This window comes from Variovorax restrictus (assembly GCF_051216715.1).
Lineage (GTDB): Bacteria > Pseudomonadota > Gammaproteobacteria > Burkholderiales > Burkholderiaceae_C > Variovorax.
Window position 1 is genome coordinate 158973 of sequence record NZ_JBPJZH010000002.1, and the last position, 12385, is coordinate 171357.

Below are 12385 nucleotides of genomic sequence, written 5' to 3' on the forward strand. Positions count from 1 at the left end.
GACCCCAATTAAAGTGCTTGGCATTGTTTGTGCAACGCAATATCCTCCGTTCCCCTGCGAAATTTCCCGCGATAAATGAAGGAGTGCGTCCCCATGACGACGGAAGCCGAAATCCAACACCTGGAACAACACGGTCTGTACTCGGCCAGCAACGAGCATGACGCTTGCGGCCTGGGCTTCGTGGCGCACATCAAGGGCGAGAAGCGGCACGACATCGTGACGCAGGCGCTCAAGATCCTAGAGAACATCGACCATCGCGGTGCAGTGGGCGCTGACAAGCTGATGGGTGATGGCGCCGGCATCCTGATCCAGATCCCCGATGCGCTGTACCGAGAGGAGATGGGCAAGCAGGGCGTCGAACTCCCGCCGTACGGCGAGTACGGCGTCGGCATGATCTTCCTGCCGAAGGAGCACGCGTCGCGCATGGCTTGCGAGCAGGAGATGGAGCGCGCGATCAAGGCCGAGGGCCAGGTGCTGCTGGGCTGGCGCGACGTGCCGGTCAACCGCGACATGCCGATGTCGCCGGCGGTCAAGAAGACCGAACCCATCCTGCGCCAGGTCTTCATCGGTCGCGGCAGCGACGTCATCGTGCAGGATGCGCTGGAGCGCAAGCTGTACGTGATCCGCAAGACCGCCAGCGCCAACATCCAGAACCTCGAACTCAAGCACAGCAAGGAATACTACGTTCCGAGCATGTCGAGCCGCACCGTGGTCTACAAGGGCCTGCTGCTGGCCGACCAGGTGGGCGTGTACTACCTCGACCTGTCCGACGTGCGCTGCGTGTCGGCCATCGGCCTGGTGCACCAGCGTTTCTCGACCAACACCTTCCCCAAGTGGCCGCTGGCCCACCCATACCGCTACGTCGCCCACAACGGCGAGATCAACACGGTGCGCGGCAACTACAACTGGATGAAGGCGCGCGAAGGCGTGATGTCGTCGCCGGTGCTTGCAGCCGACCTGAAGAAGCTCTATCCGATCAGCTTCGCCGGCCAGTCCGACACCGCCACCTTCGACAACTGCCTCGAACTCATGACCATGGCCGGCTACCCGATCAGCCAGGCCGTGATGATGATGATCCCCGAGCCGTGGGAGCAGCACGACACGATGGACGAGCGCCGCCGTGCGTTCTACGAGTACCACGCTGCGATGATGGAGCCGTGGGACGGCCCGGCCTCGATCGTCTTCACCGACGGCCGCCAGATCGGTGCCACGCTCGACCGTAACGGCCTGCGCCCGTCGCGCTACTGCGTCACCGACGACGACCTGGTCATCATGGCGTCGGAATCGGGCGTCTTGCCCGTGCCCGAGCACAAGATCATCAAGAAGTGGCGCCTGCAGCCCGGGAAGATGTTCCTGATCGACCTCGAGCAGGGCCGCATGATCGACGACGACGAGCTCAAGGCCTATGTCGTCAACACCAAGCCCTACAAGCAGTGGATCGAGAACCTGCGCATCAAGCTCGACAGCGTCGAGGCGCCGGCCGCGGCCATTCCTGAAAGCAAGGTTTCCCTGCTCGATCGCCAGCAGGCCTTCGGCTACACGCAGGAAGACATCAAGTTCCTGATGTCGCCCATGGCCCAGGCCGGCGAGGAAGGCATCGGCTCGATGGGCAACGACAGCCCGCTGGCCGTGCTGTCGAGCAAGAACAAGACGCTCTACAACTACTTCCGGCAGATGTTCGCCCAGGTGACCAACCCGCCGATCGACCCGATCCGCGAGGCGATCGTGATGTCGCTCAACAGCTTCATCGGCCCCAAGCCGAACCTGCTGGACATCAACCAGGTCAACCCGCCGATGCGGCTCGAGGTGGCCCAGCCGATCCTCGACTTCGCCGACATGGCGAAGCTGCGCAACATCGAGCAGCACACGCAGGGCAAGTTCCGCTCGAGCACGCTCGACATCACCTACCCGGCCGACTGGGGCCGTGAGGGCGTCGAAGCCAAGCTGGCGTCGCTGTGCGCCGAGGCGGTCGATGCGATCAAGGGCGGCAGCAACATCCTGATCGTGAGCGACCGCGCGGTGAGCGCCACGCAGGTGGCCATCCCCGCGCTGCTCGCCTCGAGCGCGATCCATCAGCACCTGGTGCGTGAAGGTTTGCGCACCACCGCCGGCCTGGTCGTCGAAACGGGCAGCGCCCGCGAAGTGCATCACTTCGGCGTGCTGGCCGGCTACGGTGCCGAAGCCGTGCACCCCTACCTGGCCATGGAAACGCTGGCTGCGATCCATAAGGACCTGCCGGGCGACCTGTCGGCCGAGAAGGCGATCTACAACTACGTGAAGGCGATCGGCAAGGGCCTGTCGAAGATCATGTCCAAGATGGGCGTGAGCACGTACATGAGCTACTGCGGCGCGCAGCTGTTCGAGGCCATCGGCCTGAACAACGACACCATCGGCAAGTATTTCTCGGGCACCGCCAGCCGCGTCGAGGGCATCGGCGTCTTCGAGATCGCGGAAGAAGCGCTGCGCATGCACGCCGCCGCCTTCGGCGACGACCCGGTGCTGGCGAACATGCTGGATGCCGGCGGCGAATACGCCTGGCGCACCCGCGGCGAAGAGCACATGTGGAGCCCGGACGCGATCGCCAAGCTGCAACACAGCACGCGTGCCAACAACTGGAACACCTACAAGGAATACGCCCAGATCATCAACGACCAGAGCCGCCGCCACATGACGCTGCGCGGCCTGTTCGAGTTCAAGATCGATCCGTCGAAGGCGATCCCGGTCGAGGAGGTCGAGCCGGCGGTGGAGATCGTCAAGCGCTTCGCCACCGGTGCGATGTCGCTGGGCTCGATCTCGACCGAGGCGCATGCCACGCTGGCCGTGGCCATGAACCGTATCGGTGGCAAGAGCAACACGGGCGAGGGCGGGGAAGACCCGGCGCGCTACCGCAACGAACTCAAGGGCATCCCGATCCAGCAGGGCGACACGCTCAAGAGCGTGATCGGCGAGGCCAACGTCGAGGTCGACCTGTCCCTCAAGCCCGGCGACTCGCTGCGCTCGAAGATCAAGCAGGTCGCGTCGGGCCGCTTCGGCGTCACGGCCGAGTACCTGAGCTCGGCCGACCAGATCCAGATCAAGATGGCGCAGGGCGCGAAGCCCGGCGAAGGCGGCCAGCTGCCCGGCGGCAAGGTGACCGAGTACATCGGCAAGCAGCGCTACTCGGTGCCGGGCGTGGGCCTCATCAGCCCGCCGCCGCACCACGACATCTATTCGATCGAAGACCTGGCGCAGCTCATCCATGACCTGAAGAACGTTGCACCGCACGCCAGCATCAGCACGAAGCTGGTGAGCGAAGTGGGCGTGGGTACGGTGGCCGCGGGCGTGACCAAGTGCAAGAGCGACCACATCGTGATCGCCGGGCACGACGGCGGCACGGGCGCATCGCCCTGGTCGTCGATCAAGCACGCCGGCGGTCCGTGGGAGATCGGCCTGGCCGAGACGCAGCAGACGCTGGTGCTCAACCGCCTGCGCGGCCGTGTGCGGGTGCAGGCCGACGGCCAGATGAAGACCGGTCGCGACGTCGCCATCGGCGCACTGCTGGGTGCCGACGAATTCGGCTTCGCGACCGCGCCGCTGATCGTCGAGGGCTGCATCATGATGCGCAAGTGCCACCTCAACACCTGCCCGGTGGGCGTGGCGACGCAGGATCCGATCCTGCGCAAGAAGTTTTCAGGCAAGCCCGAGCACGTCGTCAACTACTTCTTCTTCATCGCGGAAGAGGTGCGGCAGATCATGGCGCAGCTGGGCATCCGCACCTTCAACGAGATGATCGGCCGCGCCGACCTGCTCGACATGAAGAAGGGGCTGTCGCACTGGAAGGCCAGCGGCCTCGACTTCAGCCGTCTGTTCGCGCTGCCGAACGTGCCGGACGATGTGCCGCGCTTCCATGTAGAGAACCAGGAGCACGGCCTCGAGCACAACCTCGACACCAAGCTGATCGAGAAGTCGCGCGCGGCCATCGACAAGGGCGAGAAGGTCCAGTTCATCGAGGTGGCGCGCAACGTGAACCGCACCGTCGGCGCCAAGCTGTCGGGCGCGCTCACGCGGGTGCACCCCGAGGGCCTGCCGGACGATTCGATCCGCATCCAGCTCGAAGGCACCGGCGGGCAATCGTTCGGCGCCTTCCTGGCGCGCGGCATCACGCTGTACCTGATCGGCGATGCCAACGACTACACCGGCAAGGGCCTGTCGGGCGGCCGCATCGTGGTGCGCCCGAGCCTGGACTTCCGCGGTGAAGCGGTGCGCAACACCATCGTGGGCAACACCGTGATGTACGGCGCGACCACCGGCGAGGCGTATTTCTGCGGTGTGGCCGGCGAGCGTTTCGCGGTGCGGCTCTCGGGTGCGACGGCGGTCGTCGAAGGCACCGGCGACCATGGCTGCGAATACATGACCGGCGGCACGGTGGCCGTGCTGGGCAAGACCGGCCGCAACTTCGCCGCCGGCATGAGCGGCGGCGTGGCCTTCGTCTATGACGAAGACGGCAAGTTCGCCTCGCGCTGCAACCTGTCGATGGTCACGCTCGAGAAGGTGCTGACCACGACCGAGCAGACCGCGACCGTCAAGCCCGCAGTCTGGCACAACGGCACGACCGACGAGGTGCAGCTCAGGAAGCTGCTGGAGGACCACCACCGCTGGACCGGCAGCAAGCGCGCGCGCGAGCTGCTGGACGACTGGACCGTGAGCCGCACGAAGTTCGTGAAGGTGTTCCCGAACGAGTACAAGCGCGCGCTGGCGGAAATCCACGAGCGCAAGGCCCTTGCCGCCGCCAGCGGCAACGACGCCAAGGCCGGCCTCGAGCCGCACGCCACGCGCAAGACCGCCGCCGTCTGACGCGCAGCCGCCAAGAACAAAGGAACAGGACAGCACGATGGGAAAGATCACCGGCTTCATGGAGTACGAGCGCGTCGAAGAGGGCTACAAGCCCATCGAGGAGCGCCTCAAGCACTACAAGGAATTCGTCGTCGGCCTCGACAAGGACCAGGCCAAGGTCCAGGGTGCGCGTTGCATGGATTGCGGCACGCCCTTCTGCAACAGCGGATGCCCGGTCAACAACATCATTCCGGACTTCAACGACCTGGTGTACCGCGACGACTGGCAGAACGCCTTCGCGGTGCTCGACTCGACCAACAACTTTCCGGAATTCACCGGCCGCATCTGCCCCGCCCCATGCGAGGCCGCCTGCGTGCTCAATGTGAACGACGACCCGGTCGGCATCAAGTCGATCGAGCACGCGATCATCGACCGCGCCTGGGACGAAGGCTGGGTCAAGCCACGCGTCGCCAAGCACAAGACCGGCAAGAAGGTCGCCGTGGTCGGTGCCGGCCCGGCGGGCATGGCGGCCGCCCAGCAGCTGGCGCGTGCCGGCCATGACGTGACGCTGTTCGAGAAGAACGACCGCGTGGGCGGCCTGCTGCGCTACGGCATCCCCGACTTCAAGATGGAGAAGACGCACATCGACCGCCGGGTCGAGCAAATGAAGGCCGAGGGCGTGACCTTCCGCACCGGCGTGATCGTCGGCGCCGCCAAGGACACGCTGGGCAAGGGCTCCAAGGTCACGAACTGGGCCAAGGAAACCGTCACGCCCGAGCAGCTCGATAAAGAGTTCGACGCGGTGCTGCTGACCGGCGGCGCCGAGCAGTCACGCGACCTGCCGGTGCCCGGCCGCGATCTCGATGGCATCCATTTCGCGATGGAGTTTCTGCCGCAGCAGAACAAGATCAACGCGGGCGACAAGCTCAAGGGCCAGCTACGCGCCGACGGCAAGCATGTCATCGTGATCGGTGGCGGCGACACCGGTTCCGACTGCGTGGGCACGAGCAACCGCCATGGCGCCGTCAGCGTCACGCAGTTCGAACTGATGCCACAGCCGCCGGAAGAAGAAAACCGCCCGATGACCTGGCCGTACTGGCCGTACAAGCTGCGCACCAGCTCCAGCCACGAAGAAGGTTGCGAGCGCGAGTTCGCTATCTCGACCAAGGAATTCATCGGTGAAAAGGGCAAGGTCACCGGCCTGAAGACCGTCCGCGTCGAGTGGAAGGACGGGAAGATGGTCGAGGTGCCCGGCAGCGAGCAGATCCTCAAGGCCGACCTCGTGCTGCTGGCGATGGGCTTCGTCAGCCCGGTCGCGAACGTGCTCGACGCCTTCGGCCTCGAGAAGGACACGCGCGGCAACGCCAAGGCCACGGTCGACTTCACCGGGGGTTATGCCACCAGCATTCCGAAGGTCTTTGCCGCCGGCGACATGCGCCGCGGCCAGTCGCTGGTGGTGTGGGCCATCCGCGAGGGTCGGCAGGCCGCGCGCTCGGTCGACGAGTTCCTGATGGGCTTCAGCGACCTGCCACGCTGAAACGTGCCGTAACGTCAACCGGTGGAGTCCCTTATCATGGGGGCCGACCGCGAGCCGGGATGCCTGAAAAGGCGCCCGGCTTTTCTTTTTTGGATATGGACGCAAACCCCCCTTCGCTCATCGAATTCCGTGACGTGACCTTCGGGTACGGCGCGCGCGCGATCCTGGACGGCGTGTCGCTCGCGGTGCCGCGTGGCAAGGTCACGGCGCTGATGGGCGCCTCCGGCGGCGGCAAGACCACCGTGCTGCGCCTGATCGGCGGCCAGCTGCGCGCGCAACGCGGCGAGGTGCTGCTCGACGGCGCCGACGTCGGGAAGATGAAAGCGCCTGCGCTCTATGCGGCGCGGCGCCGCATGGGCATGCTGTTCCAGTTCGGCGCGCTGTTCACCGACATGAGCGTGTTCGACAACGTGGCCTTTCCGTTGCGCGAGCACACCCAGCTACCCGAAGCGCTGGTGCGCGACATCGTGCTCATGAAGCTCGATGCGGTGGGCCTGCGAGGCGCGCGCGACCTGCGGCCCAGCGAAGTTTCGGGCGGCATGGCGCGCCGCGTGGCGCTGGCCCGTGCCATCGCGCTCGACCCCGATCTGGTGATGTACGACGAACCCTTCGCCGGCCTCGACCCGATCTCGCTGGGGACCGCCGCCCGGCTGATCCGCCAGTTGAACGACACGCTCGGCCTCACCAGCATCATCGTGTCGCACGACCTGGAAGAGACCTTCCGCATCGCCGACCACGTGATCATCCTGGCCAATGGCCGCATTGCGGCGCAAGGGCGGCCCGCCGATGTGCGTGAAAGCGTCGACCCGCTGGTTCACCAGTTCGTCAACGCGCTGCCCGACGGGCCGGTGCATTTCCATTACCCCGGAGCCACCGTCGAAGACGACTTCGGCCCCGCGCCGGGAGGCCACCGATGAGCTTTTGGAATCCGGCCGACATCGGATATGCCGTTCGCAGCAAGCTGGCCGACCTGGGCCAGGGCGCGCGACTGTTCGCGCGCCTCGCGGGCCCCGGCGCCCGCAGCCTCGGCCGCTTCTCGCTGGTGCGCGACCAGATCCATTTCCTCGGCAACTACTCGCTGGCGATCATCGCGATCTCCGGGCTGTTCGTCGGCTTCGTGCTCGGCCTGCAGGGCTACTACACGCTGCAGCGCTACGGCTCGGCCGACGCGCTGGGCCTGCTGGTGGCGCTGAGCCTGGTGCGCGAACTCGGCCCGGTGGTGGCTGCGCTGCTCTTCGCTGGGCGTGCCGGCACGTCGCTCACGGCCGAGATCGGCCTGATGAAGGCGGGCGAGCAGTTGAGCGCCATGGAGATGATGGCGGTCGACCCGGTGCGACGCATCCTCGCACCGCGCTTCTGGGCCGGCGTGATCACCATGCCGCTGCTGGCGGCCGTGTTCAGCGCGGTCGGCATCCTCGGCGGCTACGTGGTCGGCGTGCTGATGCTGGGGCTCGATCCGGGATCCTTCTGGGGACAGATGCAGGGCGGCGTCGATGTCTGGAAGGACGTCGGCAACGGTGTCGTCAAGAGCGTCGTCTTCGGCTTCACCGTGACCTTCGTGGCGCTGCTGCAGGGCTTCGAGGCGCAGCCGACGCCCGAAGGCGTATCGCGCGCCACCACCCGCACGGTCGTGGTGGCTTCGCTGGCCGTCCTCGGCCTGGATTTCCTGCTGACGGCGATGATGTTCAGCATCTAGTAGAAACGCACAACGAGACCGAACCATGCAACGTTCCAACAATGACATCTGGGTGGGCCTGTTCGTGCTGATCGGCGCGGCGGCGCTGCTTTTCCTGGCGCTGCAGTCGGCCAACCTGTTGAGCCTGAACTTCCAGAAGACCTACACGGTGACGGCGCGCTTCGACAACATCGGGGGGCTCAAGCCGCAGACCGCGATCAAGAGCGCGGGCGTGGTCGTCGGTCGTGTCGAGTCGATCACGTTCGACGACAAGAATTTCCAGGCCAGCGTGACGCTGTCTTTGCAAAATCGGTACAGTTTCCCCAAGGACAGTTCGCTCAAGATCCTGACCAGTGGCCTGCTCGGTGAGCAGTACATCGGGATCGAGGCGGGTGCCGAGGAAAAGAACCTGCAGCAGGGCGACGTGATCATCTCCACGCAGTCGGCCGTCGTTCTCGAGAACCTGATCAGCCAGTTCCTGTACAGCAAGGCCGCCGAGGGCAGTCCGCAGCCCGCATCCACCACCAAGAAATGATGCCTCGTCCCACTTCCGCCTCCTTGGCCATGCCGGCACCGACCTTCTCGCGGTGCTTCCGCATCGCGGCCGCCGGGTTCGCACTCGTGACGCTGGCCGGCTGCGCCAGTGGGCCCTTTCCCAACAAGGCCGACCCGTTCGAGCCGTTGAATCGGGGCGTCTTCGGCTTCAACGACGCGGTCGACCGGACCGTGCTGGTGCCAGTGGCCACCGCGTACGAGAAGGTGTTGCCGTCGCCGGTGCGCACGGGGGTCAACAATTTCTTCGCCAACCTGGGCGAGGTCTGGAATTTCGCCAACAACGTGCTGCAGTTGAAGGCCCAGAACAGCGCCGAGACCCTGATGCGTTTCAACGTCAACACCTTCCTCGGCCTGGGCGGACTGATCGACGTGGCCAGCGAACTGGGCATCGACCGTCACAGCGAGGACTTCGGCCAGACGCTGGGCCGCTACGGCGTGCCGAGCGGCCCCTACGTGGTGCTGCCGATCCTCGGGTCGTCGACGCTGCGCGACACGGCGGCCCTGCCGCTCGACATGAAGGGCGATCTGGTTGGCTACGTGGACGACATCCCGGTGCGCAATTCGATGTATGTGCTGCGTGCGGTCGACACCCGTGCCAGCTACCTGCGCGCCGGCCGGCTGATCGGCGACGCTGCGCTCGACAAGTACTCCTTCACCCGGGACGCGTACCTCCAGCGCCGACGCAGTGATGTCTACGACGGCAATCCGCCCGACGACGGCGCGGGTGCCGACTGAGGGCGCTGTGCTTGCATCCGGTTGCAAGCGTCCGCGCCGGGCGTGGAACCCCTTGCATGATTTTCCCTTCCAACAGGCCTGAGTGACGACGCTCCGCCTTTTCGATTTGTCCGAGGAAATTGTTTTGACCATGAACTCCACCGCTACCGTGCAACGCCGCCACATCGTTCGGCTTGCCCTCGCCAGCGCCTTGCTGTTCAGTGCAGCCGCGCTCTTCGTCTCGCCCGTTCGTGCCGCCGACGAGGCGCCCGACGCCCTGGTGCAGCGCATTTCCGGCGACGTGCTGGACACGATCAAGGCCGACAAGTCGATCAAGGCCGGGGACATCGACAAGATCATGTTGCTGGTCGACAGCAAGATCATGCCCAACGTGAATTTCCAGCGCATGACGGCTTCGGCGGTCGGCCCAGCCTGGCGCCAGGCCACGCCGGAGCAGAAGAAGCGGCTGCAGGACGAGTTCAAGGTCCTGCTGGTGCGCACCTACGCTGGCGCGCTCGATCAGGTGAGCAACCAGACCGTCAACGTTCGTCCGTTCCGCGGTTCGGTGGACGACAAGGACGTGCTGGTACGCACCGAGATCCGCGGCGGCGGCGACCCGGTGCAGCTCGACTACCGTCTCGAGAAGACGCCGGGCGAGGGCAGCGGCTGGAAGGTCTACAACCTCAATGTGCTGGGGGTCTGGCTCGTCGACACCTACCGCACGCAGTTCGCACAGCAGATCAACAGCCAGGGCATCGACGGCCTGATCGCCGCGCTGGCCGCCCGCAACAAAACCAACAACAAGAGCTGATCCGATGTTGGTCCTGCCGCCCCGGTTGACGCACGACGAAGCCCCGGCCTGCATGCGCATGCTGCAGCAGGGGATGGCCGGCCAGCAAGGCTCCGCCGCCGTGGTCGATGCGAGCGCGCTGGAGCGCTTCGATTCATCGGCCCTGGCGGTGTTGCTCGAATGCCGCCGCGAGGCGAGCGCGCTGGGACGCAGCTTCGCGGTCAGGGGCTTGTCGCCGCGCTTGCGCGAGCTGGCTTCGCTCTACGGTATCGCGGGCCTTTTGCCTGCCGCGCCCTAGAAAAGTGCGGCCGGCCTAGAATCCCGGGCTCCCATGCCCGCGATCTCCTTCCAGTCGGTCTGCAAGACCTATCCCGCCTCCCGTCAACAACGCGCCCTCGGTAAACCGGGGCTGCGCGCCGTCGACGACGTGAGTTTCCAAATCGAAGAAGGCGAATTTTTCGGCCTGCTCGGGCCGAACGGCGCGGGAAAAACCACCCTCATCAGCATGCTCGCCGGCCTCTCCCGGCCGACTTCGGGCACCGTCAGCGTGCACGGCTTCGACGTGCAGAAGGATTACGCCGAGGCGCGACGCCACCTGGGCATCGTGCCGCAGGAACTGGTGTTCGACCCCTTCTTCAATGTGCGCGAGTCGCTGCGCATCCAGTCAGGCTACTTCGGCATCAAGAAGAACGACGCCTGGATTGACGAGCTGCTGCACAGCCTGGGCTTGGCCGACAAGGCGAACGCCAACTTGCGGCAGCTGTCGGGCGGTATGAAGCGCCGCGTGCTGGTCGCGCAGGCGCTGGTGCACAAGCCGCAGGTCATCGTGCTCGACGAGCCCACGGCCGGTGTCGACGTCGAGTTGCGCCAGACGCTGTGGCAGTTCGTCGCCAAGCTCAACAAGCAGGGCAGCACCGTGCTGCTGACCACCCATTACCTCGAGGAAGCGGAAGCCCTGTGCAACCGCATCGCGATGCTCAAGCAAGGCCGCGTGATCGCGCTCGACCGCACCAGCGAATTGCTCAAGTCTGCTGCCAGCAACGTGCTGCGCTTCAAGACCGACGCCGACCTGCCGTTGGCGATCGCGCAGCATGCGCGCATCACCGGGCGCATCGTGCAATTGCCTGCGAAGAATGCGCATGAGGTCGAGCAACTGCTCGGCGCGTTGCGCCAGGCTGGCGTGGCCGTCGAAGACGTCGAGATGCGCAAGGCCGACCTGGAAGACGTGTTCATCGACCTGATGGCGGGCGAGCAGACGCCGCTGGAGGTGGCCCGATGATCGCTACCACCGGCTGGCGCACGCTGCTGTACAAGGAAACGCTCCGCTTCTGGAAGGTCGGCTTCCAAACCGTTGGCGCGCCGATCCTGACCGCCGTGCTTTACCTCATGGTCTTCGGGCACGTGCTGGAAGACCACGTGAAGGTCTACGGCACCGTCAGCTACACCGCCTTCCTCATCCCCGGCCTGGTGATGATGAGCGTGCTGCAGAACGCCTTCGCCAACAGCTCGTCCTCAATCATCCAGAGCAAGATCATGGGCAGCCTGGTCTTCGTGCTGCTCACGCCGCTATCCCACTGGGGCTGGTTCCTGGCTTATGTCGGCTCGTCGATCATCCGCGGGCTGGCCGTGGGCCTGGGCGTGTTCGTGGTGACGATCTTCTTCGCGATGCCGGACTTCGCCGCGCCGCTGTGGATCCTCGTGTTCGCCTTCCTCGGCGCCGCGATGCTCGGCACGCTGGGCCTCATCGCCGGCCTGTGGGCCGAGAAGTTCGACCAGATGGCGATGTTCCAGAACTTCCTCATCATGCCCATGACCTTCCTGTCGGGCGTGTTCTATTCGATCGGCTCGCTGCCACCGTTCTGGCAAGGCGTGAGCCACCTCAATCCCTTCTTCTACATGATCGACGGCTTCCGCTACGGCTTCTTCGGCATCAGCGACACCTCGCCGTGGCTCAGCCTCGGCATCGTGGGTGGTGCCTGGCTGATCGTCAGCGCCGTCGCCGTCCACCTGCTGCGCATCGGCTACAAGATCCGAGGCTGACCCCATGACCGCCGACCAACTCCAAGCCATCATCGAAGCCGGACTGCCCTGCGAGCACATCGCCCTCGAGGGCGACGGGCGTCACTGGTACGCCACCATCGTCTCGGCCGAATTCGACGGCCTGCGCGCCATCCAGCGGCACCAACGGGTCTACAAGACGCTCGGTGCGAAAATGCATACCGACGAGGTGCATGCGCTGTCGATGAAGACGTACACGCCCGCCGAATGGGCCGCAGCACCGCGCTGAGCCTCCCGCTCCCCT

Annotated in this window: 11 protein-coding genes; all 11 read left to right on the plus strand. The window is 65.5% G+C overall.

All coding sequences use genetic code 11. The annotated features are described in order from the left end of the window. Positions 1-93: 93 nt before the first annotated feature. Complete coding sequence (locus tag ACSFA0_RS15280; RefSeq protein ID WP_435451125.1) at positions 94-4833, plus strand: glutamate synthase-related protein; 4740 nt, start codon at positions 94-96, stop codon at positions 4831-4833. 37 nt (positions 4834-4870) lie between these two features. Continuing rightward, positions 4871-6349 (plus strand): glutamate synthase subunit beta, encoded by a 1479-nt coding sequence (locus ACSFA0_RS15285; RefSeq protein ID WP_435451126.1) that lies wholly within the window; start codon positions 4871-4873, stop codon positions 6347-6349. 59 nt (positions 6350-6408) lie between these two features. Continuing rightward, entirely contained in the window at positions 6409-7266 is an 858-nt protein-coding gene (locus ACSFA0_RS15290) for an ABC transporter ATP-binding protein (protein ID WP_435451127.1), read from the plus strand. Beyond that, positions 7263-8045, plus strand: a complete 783-nt coding sequence (gene mlaE / locus ACSFA0_RS15295) for a lipid asymmetry maintenance ABC transporter permease subunit MlaE (RefSeq protein WP_435451128.1) — start codon at positions 7263-7265, stop codon at positions 8043-8045. Before ACSFA0_RS15290 ends, mlaE begins: the two co-directional genes overlap by 4 nt. Before the next feature lie 25 nt (positions 8046-8070). After that, entirely contained in the window at positions 8071-8559 is a 489-nt protein-coding gene (mlaD, locus tag ACSFA0_RS15300) for an outer membrane lipid asymmetry maintenance protein MlaD (protein ID WP_435451129.1), read from the plus strand. A gap of 29 nt (positions 8560-8588) precedes the next feature. After that, on the plus strand, positions 8589-9314 hold the full coding sequence (locus ACSFA0_RS15305; RefSeq protein ID WP_435451130.1) for an MlaA family lipoprotein: 726 nt from the start codon (positions 8589-8591) through the stop codon (positions 9312-9314). 130 nt (positions 9315-9444) lie between these two features. Then, entirely contained in the window at positions 9445-10104 is a 660-nt protein-coding gene (locus tag ACSFA0_RS15310) for an MlaC/ttg2D family ABC transporter substrate-binding protein (protein ID WP_435451131.1), read from the plus strand. A 4-nt stretch (positions 10105-10108) separates the two neighbouring features. Beyond that, the gene (locus ACSFA0_RS15315; RefSeq protein WP_435451132.1) at positions 10109-10381 is read left to right on the plus strand and encodes an STAS domain-containing protein; all 273 of its coding nucleotides are present in this window, start codon (positions 10109-10111) and stop codon (positions 10379-10381) included. A gap of 33 nt (positions 10382-10414) precedes the next feature. Further along, the gene (locus ACSFA0_RS15320) at positions 10415-11362 is read left to right on the plus strand and encodes an ABC transporter ATP-binding protein (protein WP_435451133.1); all 948 of its coding nucleotides are present in this window, start codon (positions 10415-10417) and stop codon (positions 11360-11362) included. Then, complete coding sequence (locus ACSFA0_RS15325; RefSeq protein ID WP_435451134.1) at positions 11359-12123, plus strand: ABC transporter permease; 765 nt, start codon at positions 11359-11361, stop codon at positions 12121-12123. The genes ACSFA0_RS15320 and ACSFA0_RS15325 overlap by 4 nt, the downstream gene beginning before the upstream one ends. Before the next feature lie 4 nt (positions 12124-12127). Next, positions 12128-12370: a BolA family protein gene (locus tag ACSFA0_RS15330; protein WP_435451135.1), complete on the plus strand. Its 243-nt coding sequence runs from the start codon at positions 12128-12130 to the stop codon at positions 12368-12370. The last annotated feature ends 15 nt before the right edge of the window (positions 12371-12385 follow it).